Genomic DNA, 18,116 nt, shown 5'->3' on the forward strand with positions numbered 1-18,116 from the left:
ACTTTAGCGCTGTCGAAACGGAATTATGAAGAAGAAAGAGGCTCCCTTGCCCTCGATGTTTTTTACGCCGATAGAGCCGCGGTGGCCGATCACGAATTCTCTCGCGATGCTGAGCCCTAGGCCTGTTCCCGGCTTCGAATTTCCGGGGGACTTGAAGAAGCGGTCGAAGACTTTATCCTGAAACTCTTCGGGAACTCCCTGGCCCTCGTCCGTCACGCTGAAGCGAGCTTGGTCGTCGCCGTGAAGCTCGCAGGATATGTAAATAGTGCTTCCGCTGGGGCTGTGCTTGATGGCGTTGCCAATCAGGTTACCCAAGGTGTGCTTCATGTGTTGCAGATCGAGCTGCAAGGAGGGGATCGCTTCGTCCACTGAGACGCGGATCGCGTTGCCTTGCATCCGTATGGCGCTTGCGAAGTCGTTCAAGACGTCCTTGATCAGTTCGCCGGGCTTGATTTCGCTGAGCTCTAAGCGGTGATCTCCTTCTTCGAAGCGCGTGAGGTCGAGCAGGCTGTTTAGGGTACGCAGCAACCGTTCCGTCTCGTCGGAGGCTGTGCTCACTAGCGTCAGTTGCACTTCGTCCAGTTTCTCTTTCTCTTCGAGCATCAGTAGCAGGGCCATGCGGATGCTCGTGACGGGGGTTTTGAGCTCGTGGCTAACGGTGCTCAGCAGGTTGGATTTCACTTCGTCAAGCAGTCGGAACTCCGTAACGTCTTGCAGGAGCAGGGTCACGCCGGTGACGTCTTTAGGTCCGCTGCCTCCGAAGTTGGGTTGGATACGGGGCAGGAGGTAGCGACGCTGCTTTCCGAACTGGAGTTGGATCACGCCGGTGTAGTCGTGGGCGATGTAGGGCTTCCGGGTTGAGAGTACCTGTTCCGCTAGTTTTTCGATCTCTGGCGGCAGAAAGGTTTCTCTGCCGAGCGTATTCATGAGCGAGCGCGCGTTTTGGCTGGCAAACTCGAGCTCGAGCTTGCGGTCGAGCACGAGGAGAATGTCGGGGATGTTGTCGATTACCGAGCTGAGGGCGGTCGCGTAGCGTCTGCTTTCTGCCTCGCTCTCGAGAAGGGCTCGCTCGTAGGCGGCACTTTCGGAGATGTCGCGGCAGATGGTGGATATGGCGTAGGTGGCTCCCTCCTTGTCGCGGTGCGCGAAGATGCTTTGGGAGATGGGAATTGTTTTTCCCGATCGAGTGAGGACCGTTGTGTTGCCGTTCCAGTGTCCGCTTTTCATGGCGGCTGGAATTCCGACTTTTCGAATGTGCTCGAAGGTTTCCGGGTCGTGGAAGTCGGAAATTCTATGGGCGGTTATATCTTCGTCTGGCCCGAGTTCTAGCATTTTTCTGCCGCCTGGATTCATGAACGTCACGATGCCGTCTGGATCGGCAGAGCCGATCAGGTCTCGGGAGGAGTGGACGACCGTAGTGAGCCAATCGCGGAACTTTTCGGCTTCGATGCGGAGGGAGATGTCGATGAGCGAGATTACGCAACCGCCCTCTGACTCGATCGGGTGCGTCCACATTTCGACCCAGGACTTTGCTTCGCCGACCCGGTTCACGACGAAGCGAGAAATTGCTCCCCCGGATTTCGTGTGAGATTTGGTGGTGGTGAAGGTTTTGAGATTAACGGAATCGTCGGTGACCGTCTTGCGAAACACCTCGTCGAGAGGTTTGCCGATCACGTCCTTAAGGCTGTCGAGGTTGAGGATTCTGACGGCTTGGGGATTCGCGTTCAGGCAGATTCCCGCTTCGTTGATGCGCAGGACACCTTCGGATAAGTTTTCAAGGATAACCCGAGATTCGACGGCGGTGCGGCGGACTTGCTCTTGCGACTCGTGAAGGTCCGTGATGTCGCGATCCGTGACCGAAATTCCTGTCAGCTCGTGGAGTTCGTCGTAGAGAGGGGAGACCTGGACGGATACATGGACAAGTCGGCCGGATTTCGTTTTGCGGGTGGTGTGAAACGGAGTTACGTTTTTTCCCTCTCGTATTTGGCTGATGTAGCGACTGATCTCCTCCTTTTGCTCGTCGGTGCTCGCGATTAGGTTTCTCGGGTCCTCGCCGATCGACTCTTCAGGAGTAAACCCGAAGAGCTTTGTCGCTCCTGGATTCCAGGAGTTGATCTTGCCTTCGAGCGAGAGGGTGAGGATGGCGTCCTCCGAATTTTCGACGATTGAGGAGAGCAGACGAGCCTTGTCTTCTGCTTCCTTGATGGAAGAGATGTCCACAATGGTTCCTACAACGCCATGGAGCTGGCCGTCGACGTAGTGAGGGAGGATGCGTACGAGGTAAGGGGTTCCTGACTTGTCGGAAACCTGTCGTTCGAGGGAGCTTTGTCCGTCGCAAGCAGTCTTCAGGTCGTCGATTAGGTCCGGGTAGCGAAGATCCGTCGTGAAATCTTCCAATGAGCGGCCGATGTCTGGAGCGTGCAGGTGAAATAGCTGAGCGACAAGGGGGGTGAAGCGTTTCAACCTCAATGCGGAATCAAGGAAGAATACTCCAACTTCAGAGGTTCTGAGCAGGCCCTCAAGGTCGGCTGTGACATCGCTCAGTTCGAGTATCTTCTGCTGGTGTTCTGCGTTAACGGAATGAAGTTCCTCGTTGACTGACTGTAGTTCCTCGTTGGTGCTTTGGAGTTCTTCGTTGCTTGCTACCAGTTCCTCGTTGGTTGCTTGCAGTTCCTCGTTGCTCGCCTCCAGTTCCTCGATCGCGGAGTTGAGGCTTTCTTGGGTCGTGCTCAGTTCGTCCTCCAGGGATTTTACGTGATCCTCTCTTTCCGGCGCGAATACCGTAGGGGTCGAGCTCGTTTTATCGATGGGCTCTTCTCGAGATTCGAAAGCGATCAGGAAGCGAGTCGACTTGGTGCGTACGTCGAAGATTTGTTGCGCGGTTATGTCTAGCGTTGAGAGCCCGTCGGCCGACTCGAATTCGATTCCAAGGAGGCGGGTTGGGCCATCCTCGGTTTTCGCTCGTCTCAAAACCGCGGATACAGGGTTTTTCAAAGCTCTTGGCAGGCAGTCCGGAACCTTGACTGTCGCTCGTCCGGGCGGGAGGCGGACGAAGGCTTCCGCTCCTTTGAAGGAGTGGAGAATCGTATAGTCGGAATCGATGAGGAGACTGCGGGGCATGTAATTTTCCAGCAGTGTTTCGTAGGTGCGAAGCGTGTGGTTCAGATTTATCTTTTGCTCCCAGCTGTGCCCGGGCGCTAGGAGGGGCGTATAATCTGCGAAGGTGTTGAAGGTTCGTCCCTCGCTGGGAAGAACCGTGGTACGGGTGGCTTCGATCTTTTTGTAGATCTTCGCACGCTTGTCTACGGTCACGAATTCGTTTTCGTGGCCGAACGGCGACTCGCTGGAGCCGAGGAAGAGGTAGCCATCGCGCTTCAAGCCGAAATGGAAAAGGGATAGGACTTTCTTCTTAGCCGCTGGCTTGAAGTAGATAAGCATATTGCGGCAGGAGATGAGATCCATGCGCGTGAAGGGAGGAGAGACCAGCGCGTTGTGGATCGCGAATACGATCACCGAGCGTAGCGATTCCTTGGCTCGATATTTCTCCCCGGCTTGTTCGAAGTAGCGTTCTTGGAGTTCGGGGTCCAGGCATTCTATTTCGTCGGCCTCGTAGGTTCCCCGGCTGGCTACTTCTAGCGACTCTTTGTGTACGTCAGTCGCGAAGATTTTGAGTTGGGTCCGTTTATTCGCCACGCGTATCCTTTCCAGGAAAAGGATGCCTAAAGTGTATGCTTCCTGTCCAGCGGCGCAGCCCTCTACCCAGACGCGTATTTCGTCGTGGTCGCTCGCCGCATCGACGAGGGGCGCTACGGTGTTTTTATCGAGCGACTGCATGGCGTCGGGATCGCGGAAGAAGGACGAGACACCAATCAGCAGGTCCTGGTAGAGGTCCGAGATGCGTTCTGGATCCTCTTCGAGGCGTCGGATAAAGTTTTCGGGAGAGTCGTTTCCGTCGAGAACCATCCGGCGATTGATGCGGCGTAGGATCATCGACGGATTGTATTGAGAGAAGTCGATGCCGAAATGGCTTTTGAGTGTTTCCAGCACCTTGCGGGTGCTGAGGTCGAACTCCGGATTGTCGTCTAGAGCTGCGGTTCCGTGCGAAAGCATCGCACGGTTCATGATCGCCCGAGGGATCGCTTCGGGATCCAGTTGCGCATCGACTTTGCCTGTCTCCATGGCCGCTACGAGCATCCCGGAGAACTTCGCGGTTTCGTTGGTTTGGACCACCACGAAGCCTCCTGCGTCGTGCACGTGCTTGATTCCACGTGACCCATCGGTGCCTGTTCCTGAAAGTACGACGGCTACTGCTCGTGACCCAGCCTCCTGCGCCAAAGACTTGAAGAAATGATCGATCGGCAAGCTGAGGTGATCGCTGTTGTCGATAGCCATCAGGCGCAAGCGCCCGTCGCTTATGACCATCTCATGGCGTGGTGGCATCAGGTAGATGTTGCCAGTCTCGAGAAGGACATTGTCGCTGGCTACCGAGATCGGGAGGGCCACTTTTCGAGCTAGTAGTTCATCCATCTTCGACTCGAAGTCAGGCGAGAGGTGCTGGATGAGCACATAGGCGGCTTCGAACTGTGGATTAACGTTTGAAAAGAAAACTTGTAGGGCTTCGAGTCCTCCGGCGGAGGCCCCGATGCCTATGATGGGGAAGGCTCTATCGTCTGGGCTTTGCACTGTGTCGCTTTCGGTTCTGGTGCGGGGGGAAATTCATCGAGTTCAGATTGGGAACGGCATTGGGATCCAGCTGAATGGGCTCGACGATCGATGAATTCAAGGCAGGCGGCATCAGTCCGCTGGATGGAGCGAGTGGAGAATATGATTCGGAAATGGCTGGGGACAATACGGAAAATTGAACGTTCCGCTTCCGAACACGGTTATCCTATATCGAGGATCCGATCGTCTCTGGAGGGTGCGGCGTTCCGTATCCAGCTCGGGGTATGGCGGCTGCGCCCGTGGACGAGCGTTCCGGCCAACTTAGAGGGCAGGTAGCCTTGAAGGGCTGTGACGAATGAGGGCAGCCAGTCTCGAAATCTCAAGGAAAAAGTGCTGAGACGGCTTCAGTCGCCGAGCAGGTCTTGTCCGGTGAGGATGTCGATGAACTTCTTCATGGCGGGCGTGAGCACGCGACCTTTGCGGTGGAGGATGCCGAGCGGGCGATCGAAGGCGGGACCGTCGATGGGAATGGCGCAGAGGGTGCCTTGCTTGATCTCTTGCAGCACGGTGGCTTTGGGCACGATGGCGATACCGGCGTCGATTTCCACGGCGCGCTTCACGGTCTCGATGTTGTCGAACTCCATGACGGGATCGATTTCGATCTTTTGCTCCTTGAAGATCTGGTCCACCGCCTTGCGGGTGGGGATGTCGGGATCGAAGCTGATGAACTTGTGGCTGGCGAGGGTTTCGAGCTGGAGGCTGGATTCCTTGGCGAGCGGATTGTTCGGGTGGCAAATGGTGATGAGGCGGTCCTTGCGGAAGTCGGTGATCTCGATTTGGCGGTTTTTCTGGGGAAAGGCGACGAGGCCGAAATCGACGGAGTTGTGCAGGATGTCCTCGTAGACGAGGTTGGAACGTCGGTACTCGACGCGTACGTTCACGTTGGGAAATTCGGTGAGGAAGCTCTTGATATAGGGAGGCAGCTCGTGCAGGCCGATGCTGTAGATGGTGGAGATGCGGATGGTGCCGGAGATGACCTTGCGCATCTCCATCAGCTCGCTCAGCAGCTTCTCGTAGCCGTGCAGGATTTCCTTGGCGGACTGGTAGACGCGCTCGCCTTCGCGGGTCAGCTGGAATTGCTTCTGGCTGCGATCGATGAGCAGGGCGGCGAAATGCTTCTCCATCGACCTCGCTTGCTGGCTGACCGCCGACTGCGTCACGCCGTTGAGCCGAGCGGCTTTGGAGAAGCTTTTGGTTTCGACTAAGTCGGCGAAGATCTTGAAGTTGTCTATTTGCATGCGAGGAGTTTTTTAACTAGGTTTATAACTTAGGCTTATTGAGGCAACACTAAATAGTAGAAATCTTAATGCTAGTATCTTACGAAGATTTTCAGGCGAATTTGGCTCGGGTGAACGAGCAGATCGCTGCTGCTTGCGGCAGGGCGGGGCGCGAGGTGGATTCGGTGCGGCTGCTGCCGGTCACCAAGAATCATCCAGCGGATGTCGCTCGCTATGCGTGGCAGGCGGGCTTGCGTTCGGTGGGGGAAAATCGGGTTCAGGAGGCTTTGGGCAAGATGGGCGAGGCGGATGCGGAGCTGGCCTGGGAGTTGATCGGCCCTTTGCAGAGCAACAAGGCCAAGAAGGTGGCGGAGCATTTCGATCGGGTGCAGACGGTAGACCGGGCTAAGATCGCTCAGGCCCTGGACCGCTATGCGGGAGAGGCGGGGCGGAGCTTGGCGGTACTTTTGCAGATCAACGCGGGGCGGGACCCGGCGAAGTCGGGCGCGGAGCTGGAGCAGGCCCCGGCCTTGCTGGAGGCAGCGTTGGCTTGTCCGAATTTGAGGGTGGAGGGCTTGATGACGATCGCTCCGCTTTCGGACGACCCGGAGGTGGCGCGAAGGACTTTTGCCAGCTTGCGGGAGTGTCGCGATGCCTTGAGCGAGCGCTTCGGAGTGGATCTTCCCGAGCTTTCCATGGGAATGAGCGGCGACATGGCGGAGGCAATCGCCGAAGGCAGCACCATGGTAAGGGTGGGAACTGCTCTATACGGACAGCGTAACTACGCTGGCTAGGGGGGCGGGAGCCTAGTAACGTTTTCCTTCTATATATATGAGTGACGTAATGAAAGTCGGTGTCATCGGTTGCGGGAATATCAGTCCGCAGTATTTCAAGGGAGCGAAGCTTTACAGCGAGATCGAGATCGTCGCTTGCGCGGACCTCAATGTGGACTTGGCCAAGGCGAGAGCGGAGGAGTTCAGGGTGCCGAAGGCGCTTTCGGTGGACGCTTTGCTCGCGGATCCGGATTTGGATATCGTGCTCAACTTGACCACGCCTCAGTTTCACGCCCCGCTGAACCGGCGCATTTTGGAGGCGGGGAAGCATGCCTACTGCGAGAAGCCCTTCGCGACGAATCGCGAGGAAGGACGGCAGGTCCTGGAACTTGCGGCCAAGAAGGGGCTGCGGGTAGGCTGCGCTCCGGACACGTTTTTGAGCTCGCCGCTGCAGACGGCTCGCAAGTTGGTGGACGAAGGCTTCATCGGCTCGGTTTTCGGCGGCACGGCGGTTTTCGCCTGCGCGGGGCACGAGCGTTGGCATCCGAATCCGGAATTCTACTACAAGCTGGGCGGCGGTCCGGTCCTGGATATGGCGCCTTACTACTTCACGGTTTTGGTTAACCTGTTCGGTTCGGCGGTATCGGTGGTCGCCTCGGGAAAGCAGGTTTTTGCTGAGCGCACGGTGGGCAGCGGTCCGCTGGAGGGATCGAAGATCGCGGTGGAAACGCCGACGCATAACGTAAGCATTATCGAATTCGAAAACGGCGCCACCGTGAGCGCCATGTTCAGCTTCGACGTGCAAGGCGAGCACAACCTGCCGATGTTGACCCTGTACGGGACGGAGGGAAACCTTTCCTTGCCGGATCCGAATTGCTTCGACGGCGAGTTGCGGGTTTGCCGCGCCAGCGGAAGTTGGGAAAGCCTGTCCTTGCAGCACAACTACGAAGGGGCTCGGGCTTTGGGAATCGCCGATATGGCGGCCGCGATTCGCGGCGAGCGTCCGCATCGGGCGAACGGAGAGATGGCCTTTCACGTGTTCGACCTGATGGTGGCCTGCGAGGAGGCAGCCTCTAGCGGCCAGAGGGTGTCGGTCGCGTCCCGCTTCGAGCGCTTGCCAGCCATAGGGGCGTCCGAAGGCGAGTCGCCTCGATTCTAGGAATCGCCAGCTGGGCTCGGGCCGGCGCCTTTTTTTGCATTGGCGCCGGAGCGGGCTTTCGCAGGATGCCGCTGGTGTCCGCAACGCAGTCCAATCCCAACGCCAGCGCCAACAGTTTTCGCATCGGAACCCTGTTGTACTTCCGCGACGCAAGGGATCGCTTGCTTTTGATTCGGCGTAAGCGCCAGCCGAACCTCGGGCTTTGGTGCGCGGTGGGAGGGAAGCTGGAAATGGCGACGGGCGAGTCGCCTTACGAGTGCGCCGCCCGCGAGGCTGCGGAAGAGGTAGGGGTGCAGCTCGCCGCGAGTGACCTGTCCCTGCGTTGCCTGCTGTCGGAAAAGGACTACGAGGGGACGGGGCACTGGTTGATGTTCGTCTTTCAGGTGACCGCGCCGTTGATGGCCTTGCCGCGGCAGATCGAGGAAGGCGAATTTCGCTTTTTCGAGCGCTCGGAGCTGGGCGAGGTCGAAATGCCGCCGCTCGATCGCTCGATCCTGTTCGAGCGCATCTTGGCGGACGAGCGAAGCCTGCACCTGCTTCGCTTCGACGGAGAGGGCTGTCCTTTGGTAGAGGAAGGGCGGATCGGTTGAGCTCCATGATCTTGCTCATAGATAACTTTGATTCGTTCACGTATAACCTGTCCCAGTATTTGAGAATGCTGGGGAGGGAGGTTTTGGTGCGGCGAAACGATGCTATTGCATCCGAGGAAGCGCGGGAGCTCGCTCCGGAGTTGATCGTCCTGTCTCCGGGCCCAGGAGGTCCGGCGGATACAGGAAATTGTATTGAGATATTGGATGCGTTGCATCGTGAGATTCCCTTTCTGGGGGTATGCTTGGGGATGCAGACGATCGCTGCGTACTTTGGCGGTCGTGTCGTGGAAGCGGCGGAACCGATGCACGGAAAGGTGCGGGCTGTCAGGCACGACGGAAAGGGACTTTTCGCGGGCTTGTCGAATCCGCTCGCGGTGACGCGTTATCACTCCTTGGTGGTGGAGGAGGGTACGCTGCCGGATTGTCTGGAAGTATGCGCTCGATCGGAATCGGGAGAGATCATGGGATTGCGTCACCGCGTGTATCCAGTTTCTGGAGTCCAGTTTCATCCCGAGGCCTACCTGACGGAGGGCGGGATGGATCTTCTAAGAAATGCCTTGGAGGTGGGGAGATGATCCAAGAGAAGCTGGACGTGCCTTTCGATCCGATTGCGGTGAGCAAGCGTTTGTGCGGCCAGCCGGGGCTGGCCTTCCTATACAGCGGGTTGCAGGCTTACGGCTTGGGGCGGTATTCGATTCTGGCGGCGAACCCGCTGCGGACCCTCTCTTCGCGCTGTTTCGAGGCGATCGAACGGGAGCTCGCTGGGCATGCTGGGGGAGAGGGCGGCGGCTTGCCTTTCTATGGCGGCCCGATTGGCTACCTTTCCTACGATGCGGGGCGGAGCTTGGAAGCCACGCAGCTCAAACCCTCTTCCGGGGAGGTTCCGGGCGTTCGTTTCGCGGTTTACGACGGCGCCTTGGTTTTCGATCACGAGAAGCGCGAGACTTGGTTGACGGGGCTGGGCGTGGAGGAAGGTCGCAGCTCGGAGGCCTTGCGCTTCGCTGCTGCAGGGGAGGGGGGCCCTGAGCTTGAGGCGTTTTCCTTGCAGGAGGCCTTGCAGTCCAATTTCGAGCGGAGCGAATACCTGGAGGCGGTGGAGTCAGTTCGCTCGCGAATCCGTTGCGGGGACGTTTATCAAGTAAACCTTTCGCAGCGTTTCGAAGCGAAGTGCGCGGGCAGCGCCTTCGACTTGTTCTTGCGGTTGGCGGAGAAGAGTCCGGCTCCCTATTCGGCGTATCTGGATTTTGGGGACGAACAGATCGTTTCCTCCTCGCCGGAGCGATTTTTGCAGATCGGGCAGGGCCGGGCGACGACGCGTCCGATCAAGGGGACCCGTTCCGCTGGGGTAAGCGAGGAGGAGGCGGAAGCGAATGCTCGGGAGCTGGGGCGCTCGGAGAAGGATCGCTCGGAGTTGCTGATGATTGTGGATCTGGAGCGAAACGATCTCGGACGGGTTTGCGAGCCCGGAAGCGTGCGGGTGGACGAGCTCTTTCGCCTGGAGCGCTATGCGACCGTGATTCACCAGACGGCGGATGTGAGCGGCGTTTTGGAGTCAGGGGTGCAGCCGATCGACTGCGTGAAGGCGCTGTTTCCGGGAGGGTCGATTACGGGGGCGCCTAAGATTCGGGCCATGCAGGTGATCGACGAGCTGGAGCGGGGAGAGCGCGGCATCTACACGGGAGCGATTGGCTATTTCGACGTGTCGGGAAAGGTGGACCTAAATATTGCGATCCGGACATTGCGGATTGCAGGCGGTCGGCTTTGTTTCCAAGTTGGAGGCGGTATCGTTTGGGACAGCGACCCTGCCAGCGAGTATGAGGAAACTTTGTTGAAGGCAAAAGCAATGGTGAGCGCTTTAGGAGGCAGTTTGCATGGGTAAGCTTTTTTTGAATGGCGAACTGATGGAGGGGGATGCGGTTGCCCTTCCCGTGCGTAGCCGCGGTTTCGCCTTTGGGTTCGGCGTTTTCGAAACGATGAAGTTTTTGGAGAGGCAGCCCTGTTTCTTTGCCGAGCACCTGCTGCGGTTGGAAGGAGCGGCGTTGGGGGCTGGCTTGGCGGTGCGGCTCGATGAGGCGGAATTGAGAGAGCAAGCGGGGCGCTTGTTCGCCGCGGAAGTAGTTCGAGAAGGTGTATTCAAAATCGTGATATCGGATTCCGGGGCAGGACCGTTGGTCGCGATGTTCGTCCGTTCGAAGGGCTTGGCTGGGGAGGCGGCTCCCAGTCGTTTGACGCTTTCCTCCGTGGTGAAAGCGTCGCAGGCGTTTACGAGTCGGCATAAGAGCCTGAACTACATGGAGTCCGTGCTAGAGCTGGAGAAGGCTAAGGCGGCAGGCTTCGACGAGTGCGTTTTCCGCAACGAGCATGGCAACTTGACCGAGTGTTCGGTGGCCAACCTTTTCTTCGTGCATCAGGGGATCTTGAGAACCCCAGCCTTGGAGTGCGGACTTTTGGATGGGATCGTGCGCCGCAAGGTCATTGCGCTTGCCCGCGAAATGGGAGCGCCGGTGGAAGAGGGGACATTTTCGGAGGCGGACCTATTGGAGGCTTCGGAGGTCTTTCTGACGAGTTCGGGAGGCGGTCCGCGCTCTGTGCAAGGATTTCAAGGGAGTGGCGGTAAGGAGGCTGAGTACGCGGTCGAATTGCTGCCTCAATTGAGAGAAGCGTACTTGAAGTTGGAGCGCGAGGAGGCGTTGTCGCATGGTGTCTGAGAAAGCGTATTGGAAAGTGGGAGGGGAAGCTCGGCTGGAGATCGGGGAGCGTTCCTTGTTGATGGGGATTTTGAACGTCACCCCGGATAGCTTTTCCGATGGGGGCGAGCACCTGCAGTTGTTTGCGGCGGTGGCCCGGGCGGAGTCGATGTTTCAGGAAGGCGCGGCGATCGTGGACATTGGCGGCGAGTCGACGCGTCCGGGCTTCGAGCCGGTGTCGTTCGAAGAGGAAGTGGCTCGCGTGGTGCCGGTGATCCGCGAGCTACGTTCGCGGAGATCGGATTGTATCCTTTCGATCGATACGTCGAAGGCTGTGGTAGCGGAGGCGGCTTTGGAAGCCGGCGCTAATATCGTGAACGACGTAAACGGTTTTTTGTCGGATCCGCAGCTTGCGGAGGTCGCCGCCAAGTATCGGGCCGGCGTGGTCTTGATGCGTAACGGTCGGAGCGGAGAAAAGGAGGGATCGGTCTTGGATCGGATCCGCGAAAGCTGGGAGCGGTCCTTGGAAATCGCGTTTGCTGCTGGAGTTAAGGAACCGGCGATCGTGTTGGATCCAGGCGTGGGGTTCGGGACGACGCGCCAGGAAGACTTGGAAATATTGAGGGGGCTGGATTTGCTGCGGTCCTTCGGATTTCCGCTCTTGCTGGGAACGTCGAGAAAGCGGATCACGGCCGAGCCTTTAGGCTTGCCGGTGGACTTGCGGCTCGAGGCAACGATTGCCACGACGGTGGCGGGCGTGGCGGCGGGCGTTGAGCTGTTTCGGGTGCACGACGTGGCCGAAAACGCTCGCGCGGTATGCATGGCGGATTTGATTTACCGAGGGAATGACTTGGATGAATAAGAAGTTGGATACAGTATTCCTAGAGGGGATAGAACTTTTTGGATACATTGGCGTCTTGGAGGACGAGAAGCGCAATGGGCAGACCTTTTATATCGACGTGGAGCTGGGCGTGGATTTGCGCAAGGCAGGCCGCAGCGATATATTGGCGCAGACGGTCAACTACGCGGAGGTGTTCGCCTTGGCGGAGCAGTTGATGGACGAGGCTCGCTGCGATTTGATCGAAAGCTATGCGGAGCAATTGTCCGAGGAGATCTTCAGCTATTTCGATTTGGTGCAGGAAACGAAGATCACGGTGCGAAAGCCGGAGGCGCCGATCGACGGTAATTTCAGGGCAGTTGGCATCACTATCCAAAGGGAGCGAGATGAATAAGGTTTATATTGGCTTGGGTTCGAACCTTGGTTGCAAGGTGGGGAATATTCGGCGGGCGATTCGCTTGTTGGCTAGCGATGGGCGTATCCAAAATGTGGAGCTTTCGTCCTTCTACAAAACCGATCCGGTCGGAGGCGTGGAGCAGGACTGGTTCGTGAATGCGGTGGCTCGCTTCGATACGGAGCTTTCGGCTCGGGAGTTGTTGTCTCTTTGCCTGGAGGTGGAGAGGGAGCTCAAGCGGGTGCGCGGCGAGCGCTGGGGTCCGCGGACCTTGGATATCGATATCCTCTTTTTCGGCGACGAAAGAATTGAGGAGGAAGACTTGGCGGTGCCGCATCCGCGGATTCGGGAGCGAGCGTTCGTGTTGGTTCCGCTTCTGGAGTTGGACGCGGGCTTGGCGATGGATGGCGTGGCTTTGAGCGAATCGCTTTCGCAAGTGAAGGGGCAGGCGGTGGAGAAATTGAAGCCGGTGGTTGCGGTGGTGGGCGCCAGTCCCAAGCCGGATCGCTATGCGAACATGGCTCAGCGCCAGCTGATGGAGGCCGGCCACGAGGTGGCTTTGGTTGCCCCGCGGGAGGAGTCGATTTTGGGAGTCCCGGTCGTTCGAACTTTAACGGATTGTCCGAATCCAGTGGATACGGTGACGCTCTATATTGGGTCGGCGAGGGTCGACGGGATTCTCGAGGACCTGTTGAGCGTGCGTCCGCAGCGGGTGATCTTCAATCCCGGAACGGAAAACCAAGGCGTTCGCTCTCGATTGGAGCAGGAGGGAATAGAAACCTTGGAAGCCTGTACGCTGGTGATGCTGCGCACGGGCCAGTGGTAGGGAGACGATCTATTCTTCGATAACGTAGTAGTAGCGGTCTGCGTCTACCTTTTGGAAGACACCGGTGGAGAGGTTTCCGTCGTCGATGCGCTTGTCGACGACTACGAAGATGTCGTCGCCGTGAGTGGGGCCGTGGACGCCGACTGCTGAGGTGAAGTCGCCCAAGTCGTATTGCTCGTAGTCCCACTTGCCGCCGAGCGGGCTGCCGAGCTCGAACTTCTTGCGCGAGACGTAGCCTTCAAGCTCCGGGGGAAATTCGCCGGAGGAGGAATCCTCCACCCACCAGCCGGACTCGAGTGCGTACTGCGCTCCGGCGTTGGCTAGGAGGCGGATGTCGTTCGAGAAGGAGGCTGCTCGGGCGTTGCGGACGTAGTTGCTGAAAAGGGGAACGGCGATGGAAGCGAGTACGCCGAGGATTACCACGGCTACGAGGAGTTCGATGAGGGTGAAGCCTTTCCTGGTATTTTTCGCTTTGTTCATCTCGTTTGGCGCTAGGGGTGATTTTGCTCTGTTTCGTTCGGTTGAGTTGGAGCTTCTATTATCGTCCATAAGCGGAAACTCTGACTAGCGAAAAGACGGTTTTTCATGTAAAGCCGTCGCTAATTTCCGCCGCTTCTCAGCTCGGGTAGAGCGACTTGCCTAGCCGCAATGGAGTGGAAGCTCTATGCGGCGCGTTCAGGCGCCTATGCGTTGGAGTCGGTAAGAGACTCCTTAAGGGTCTCCAATTCCTCCCAGCGCTCGAAGGCAGTTTCCAGTTCCGACTCGATTTCGCCCATTTCGGACTTGAGGGCGATGATCTTGCTTTCGCCTTCTTGATAGGTGGCGGGATCGGCGAGCACGGCGACGAGGGCTTCCTTGCGGGCTTCCAGTTCCTCGATCCGTTTGGGCAGGGCTTCCAGCTCGTTGCGAAGCTTGTTGGAAAACTTGGGTTTCTTTTCCTTCCAGCTGTTGCGGCTGGGCTTGGCGGCGCTGGTGGCTTGCTTGGCGGCGGTCTGCTGCTTGCGGCGAGCTTGCCAGTCGTTGTAGCCGCCGTGGTGCTCGACCACCTGGCCGCCGCTTTGCACGACGAAGAGGGAGGTGACGGTGTTTTCGAGAAACTCGCGGTCGTGGCTGACTAGCAGTAGGGTTCCGTCGAATTCCAGGATGCGTTCCTCGAGCAGCTCCAGGGTTTCGGCGTCGAGGTCGTTGGTAGGCTCGTCGAGGACGAGGAGGTTGGCCGGCTGGGTGAAAAGGCGGGCCAGGAGGAGTCGGTTTCGTTCTCCGCCGGAAAGGGTCTTGATGGAGGCGCGGGCTCGCTCGGGGGTGAAGAGGAAGTCCTGCAGGTAGGTCATGACGTGGCGCTGCTTGCCGTTGACGGGCACGGTTTCGTTTCCGTCGGCCACGTTTTCGAAGACAGTCTTTTCGTAGTCGAGCTGGTCGCGCATCTGGTCGAAGTAGGCGATCTCGAGCTTGGTGCCGTGCTCGACGGCGCCGGTGGTGGGCTGCAGCTTGCCGAGCAGGAGCTTGAGCAGGGTGGTCTTGCCGGAGCCGTTGGGGCCGATGACCCCGATGCGGTCGCCGCGCATGATCTGGGTGTCGAAGGGCTTGAGGATCTGCTTGTCGCCGTAGGAGACGGTGGCTTGCTTGACGGTGATGACCTTGGCGCCGGAGTTGTTGCTTTGCTGGAGGGAGAAGCTGGCGTTGCCGGAGCGGCTGCGCCAGGAGGCCCGCTCGTCGCGCATCTTCTTGAGGGCGAGCACGCGGCCTTCGTTGCGGGTGCGGCGGGCTTTGATGCCTTTGCGCAGCCAGGCTTCCTCCTGGGAGAGTTTCTTTTCGAAGGCGGCCCGGTTTTTGGCTTCGATTTCGAGAAGCTCTTCCTTGCGGGTAAGGTAGGTTTCGTAGTCGCAGCGGAAGCTGTTGAGCTGGGCGAGGTCGACTTCGACGATGCGGGTGGCGAGCTTCTTGAGGAAGGAGCGGTCGTGGGTGACGAAGAGCAGGGTGAGCTTGCTGCCGATGAGGAAGTCTTCGAGCCAGAGGATGGACTCGATGTCGAGGTGGTTGGTCGGCTCGTCGAGGATGAGCACGCTGGGCTCGCAGACGAGGGCCTTGCCGAGCAGGGCGCGGCGCTTGAGTCCGCCGGAAAGGGTGGAGAAGTGGGCGTCGGGGTCGAGTTGGAGGTCCTTGAGGGTTTGCTCGATGCTGGCTTCCATTTGCCACTGGCGCTCCGGGTCGAGGTGCTCGTGCGGGAGGTCGGCGTGCAGGGCCAGCAGGGCATCGCCGTCGGCGCCGAATCCGGAGGTGACGATTTCGCGGACGGTGGCGTCGAGGTCCTGGGGGATTTCTTGGGGAAGGGCGGTGGCGACTCCGCCTTCGGGAAAGGTGATGGAGCCGGAATTGGCTCCGTATTCGCCGGAGATGACTTTGAGCAGGGTGGACTTGCCGGCGCCGTTGCGGCCGAGCACGCAGACCCGCTCTCCGCGGTCGATGTGCAGGCTGGCGTTTTCCAGTACGGCGGGGCCGCTGAAGCTGATGGTCAATTCTGTGACGCTGAGGACTGGCATAGGAGATTTGTCTTGGAGGCGGTAGGCTTCTCTCGTGATTTGGGCGGTGGCAATGGGAAAATGTGAAAGCGTCGCTTCCGCGGGCAATAAGCCTGCCTTCTTGCTTGAAACGGGAAAGGGCTGATATCAGTCATAGTGCCCCCTCCCCATCCCATCAGGTAATGAAGTTTCAAGGTATCGCATCTGAAAATCTAGCGGAAATGTACCGCTTAGCGGCGGAACGTTATGGCGACAGGCCTGCCTTCGCATCTCGCGTCCGTAAGGGCGTGTACAAGCCGGTCAGCTACCGCGACCTCTACGATTTCGGACTCTTTCTCGGGTCGGCCCTGATCGAGCTCGGGGTGGAGGCTCGCGACCATGTGGGATTGCTGGCCGACAATCGGGTGGAGTGGAACATCGCGGACTACGCGATCCTGATGTGCGGGGCAGCGGACGTTCCGCGCGGGACGGACGTTACGAATCAGGAAATTGAATACATCTTGCAGCATTCGGACGCGAAGGTGGTTTTCGTGGAGAATGTCCGCTTGCTGGAGCGGGTGATTCGGGTGATGCCGAAGCTAGACAAGGTGACGCATCTGATCCTGATGGATCCCAAGGCGGAGCCGCCGAAAGGAGTGCTGGGGCTTTACGATTTGGTGGAGCGGGGCAAGGAACTGCGGGCGGCGGGAGATCGCGAGATCGAGGCCCGCATGGCGCAGATCAAGCCGGAGGACCTGTTTACCTTAATTTATACCTCGGGCACGACGGGCATTCCCAAGGGGGTCCAGCTGACCCATGCGAACATGGCATCCCAGGTGCGCAACTTGCCGTTTCCTTTGGAGCCGGACGATCGCTTGCTTTCGATCTTGCCGGTGTGGCACAGCTACGAGCGGATCTTTCACATGATCGCGGTGAGCAACGGCTGCTGCACCTACTTTACTAGCCTGCGAACGCTGGGCGACGACCTGAAGGCAGTGAAGCCGACGATCATGGCTTCGGCGCCGCGGCTCTGGGAGAACCTTTACCTGAAGATCATGAAGAACGTGCGCGAGTCGCACTGGATTCGGCGAGGCCTTTTTCGCGCGGCCTATTTCAGCTCCCGCATGGTGAAGGGCTCGCTCTTCTTCTTTCAGGGCAAGGAGATGGACCTGGAGGGGCGCAGCCTGGGGCAAAGCCTAGGAAAGGCAGTGGTCGGGTCCCTGAAGATAGTTTTCTTCTTGCCGCTCTACATCGCTTTGAACGCGGTTGTATTGGAGAAGTTGAGACAGATCGTGGGCGGTAGTTTCAAGGGGACGGTTTCCGGTGGTGGCGCCCTGCAGCCTCATGTGGACGAGTTTTTCAACTATATCGGCATTCCGGTGAAGGAAGGATATGGATTGACCGAGACCTCGCCGGTGGCGGCGGTCCGTACCCTCAAGCGCTTGGTGATCGGCACGGTCGGGCCGCTTTACCCGGAGACGCAGTTGCGTATCATCGATCTCAATACAGGAGAAATTCTGTATCCAGATGCATCGAAACGAGGCGAGGGGCGCGGCTTGAAGGGGGAAATCCACCTGAAGGGGCCTCAGGTTATGAAAGGGTACTACAAGAATCCGGAAGCCACGGATCGGGTTCTTAAGGACGGCTGGTTCAACACCGGCGATATTGGGATGTACACCTTCAACGACTGCTTGAAGATCATGGGGCGCTCCAAGGACACGATCGTTTTGCTCAACGGCGAGAACCTGGAACCGATTCCCATCGAAGCCAAGCTTTGCGAATCCGCGTTGGTGGACCAATGCATGGTGGTTGGCCAGGATCGCAAGCATTTGGGGGCCTTGGTAGTGCCCTCGCTGGAGGGCTTCGAGTCGGTCGGGATCAAGGCTGAGTCATTGTCGGAACTTGCAGGGAACAAGGAGGCGATTCGCATGATCCATGAGGAGGCCAAGCGACTTATCTCCTCGGACAACGGTTTCAAGAAGTTCGAGCACATCCATAACCTCAGGCTGCTCGACAAGGCCTTCGAAGTCGGGGAGGAAATGACCAACACCTTCAAGATCAAGCGTCATGTCGTTGACGAAAAGTATCACCGCCTCATCGAGGAGATATTCGAGAGCTAGGGCGCGATGTTTGACTTATGGCCCGAATGCTCGCGACTTATACCCGAGCCTGCAAATAGGCAGGCGGCAGTTCCGGTTGGACCTCGGCAGCCTTTGCTCTTATACGGCTTAAGTTGAGCTAATGGCTCCGCGAAATCCCCTGTTCCCAATCCCCCTTTCTTAACCATACGATGAAAGAAGAATCTCCCCAAAATTCCTTCCAACTCGACGCGCTGGGCGCGTCCTTCGCGTTCCTGGCGCTTCGCCTTTGGCTGGGCGTCCGCTCGCTTTTCACCGGCCTGGAGAAGTTCGC

The 18,116-nt window shown here is 58.4% G+C and carries 14 protein-coding genes; 10 read left to right on the forward strand and 4 right to left on the reverse strand.

From position 1 onward, the window contains the following. Nucleotides 1–3 precede the first annotated feature (3 nt). Nucleotides 4–4,683, reverse strand: coding sequence for a chemotaxis protein CheB (locus QEH57_RS09830; RefSeq protein WP_309006556.1), 4,680 nt, complete (start codon nucleotides 4,681–4,683; stop codon nucleotides 4–6). 383 nt (nucleotides 4,684–5,066) lie between these two features. Continuing rightward, nucleotides 5,067–5,960 carry a LysR substrate-binding domain-containing protein gene (locus QEH57_RS09835; RefSeq protein WP_309006557.1) on the reverse strand — a complete coding sequence of 298 codons (894 nt, stop codon included), beginning with the start codon at nucleotides 5,958–5,960 and terminating at the stop codon, nucleotides 5,067–5,069. A gap of 68 nt (nucleotides 5,961–6,028) precedes the next feature. Between QEH57_RS09835 and QEH57_RS09840 the strand changes: the two genes are divergently transcribed. The 9 genes from QEH57_RS09840 to folK all read left to right on the forward strand — a co-directional run bounded on the left by QEH57_RS09840 (nucleotide 6,029) and on the right by folK (nucleotide 13,206). Then, nucleotides 6,029–6,733, forward strand: coding sequence for a YggS family pyridoxal phosphate-dependent enzyme (locus tag QEH57_RS09840; protein WP_309006558.1), 705 nt, complete (start codon nucleotides 6,029–6,031; stop codon nucleotides 6,731–6,733). Between the two features lie 37 nt (nucleotides 6,734–6,770). Beyond that, nucleotides 6,771–7,871: a Gfo/Idh/MocA family oxidoreductase gene (locus QEH57_RS09845; RefSeq protein WP_309006559.1), complete on the forward strand. Its 1,101-nt coding sequence runs from the start codon at nucleotides 6,771–6,773 to the stop codon at nucleotides 7,869–7,871. 65 nt (nucleotides 7,872–7,936) lie between these two features. Continuing rightward, nucleotides 7,937–8,461 (forward strand): NUDIX domain-containing protein, encoded by a 525-nt coding sequence (locus QEH57_RS09850; protein WP_309006560.1) that lies wholly within the window; start codon nucleotides 7,937–7,939, stop codon nucleotides 8,459–8,461. A 5-nt stretch (nucleotides 8,462–8,466) separates the two neighbouring features. Beyond that, nucleotides 8,467–9,036, forward strand: coding sequence for an aminodeoxychorismate/anthranilate synthase component II (locus QEH57_RS09855; protein ID WP_309006561.1), 570 nt, complete (start codon nucleotides 8,467–8,469; stop codon nucleotides 9,034–9,036). Beyond that, nucleotides 9,033–10,340: an aminodeoxychorismate synthase component I gene (gene pabB, locus QEH57_RS09860; protein ID WP_309006562.1), complete on the forward strand. Its 1,308-nt coding sequence runs from the start codon at nucleotides 9,033–9,035 to the stop codon at nucleotides 10,338–10,340. The genes QEH57_RS09855 and pabB overlap by 4 nt, the downstream gene beginning before the upstream one ends. Beyond that, entirely contained in the window at nucleotides 10,333–11,169 is an 837-nt protein-coding gene (locus tag QEH57_RS09865; protein WP_309006563.1) for an aminotransferase class IV, read from the forward strand. The genes pabB and QEH57_RS09865 overlap by 8 nt, the downstream gene beginning before the upstream one ends. Beyond that, nucleotides 11,159–12,010, forward strand: a complete 852-nt coding sequence (gene folP, locus QEH57_RS09870; RefSeq protein WP_309006564.1) for a dihydropteroate synthase — start codon at nucleotides 11,159–11,161, stop codon at nucleotides 12,008–12,010. Before QEH57_RS09865 ends, folP begins: the two co-directional genes overlap by 11 nt. Then, complete coding sequence (gene folB / locus QEH57_RS09875; RefSeq protein ID WP_309006565.1) at nucleotides 12,003–12,380, forward strand: dihydroneopterin aldolase; 378 nt, start codon at nucleotides 12,003–12,005, stop codon at nucleotides 12,378–12,380. The genes folP and folB overlap by 8 nt, the downstream gene beginning before the upstream one ends. Next, nucleotides 12,373–13,206 carry a 2-amino-4-hydroxy-6-hydroxymethyldihydropteridine diphosphokinase gene (gene folK / locus QEH57_RS09880; protein WP_309006566.1) on the forward strand — a complete coding sequence of 278 codons (834 nt, stop codon included), beginning with the start codon at nucleotides 12,373–12,375 and terminating at the stop codon, nucleotides 13,204–13,206. Before folB ends, folK begins: the two co-directional genes overlap by 8 nt. 9 nt (nucleotides 13,207–13,215) lie before the next feature. On the opposite strand, the gene QEH57_RS09885 is transcribed toward folK, so the two are convergent. Next, on the reverse strand, nucleotides 13,216–13,686 hold the full coding sequence (locus tag QEH57_RS09885; protein WP_309006567.1) for a type II secretion system protein: 471 nt from the start codon (nucleotides 13,684–13,686) through the stop codon (nucleotides 13,216–13,218). 203 nt (nucleotides 13,687–13,889) lie between these two features. Next, a complete protein-coding gene (locus tag QEH57_RS09890) occupies nucleotides 13,890–15,746 on the reverse strand; it encodes an ATP-binding cassette domain-containing protein (protein WP_309006568.1) in 1,857 nt (618 codons plus the stop codon). Between the two features lie 161 nt (nucleotides 15,747–15,907). On the opposite strand from QEH57_RS09890, the gene QEH57_RS09895 reads away from it, so the two are divergent. Further along, nucleotides 15,908–17,824: an AMP-binding protein gene (locus tag QEH57_RS09895; protein WP_309006569.1), complete on the forward strand. Its 1,917-nt coding sequence runs from the start codon at nucleotides 15,908–15,910 to the stop codon at nucleotides 17,822–17,824. Nucleotides 17,825–18,116 lie beyond the last annotated feature (292 nt).

It is taken from the genome of Pelagicoccus sp. SDUM812005, assembly GCF_031127875.1.
Classification (GTDB): Bacteria; Verrucomicrobiota; Verrucomicrobiia; order Opitutales; family Opitutaceae; genus Pelagicoccus.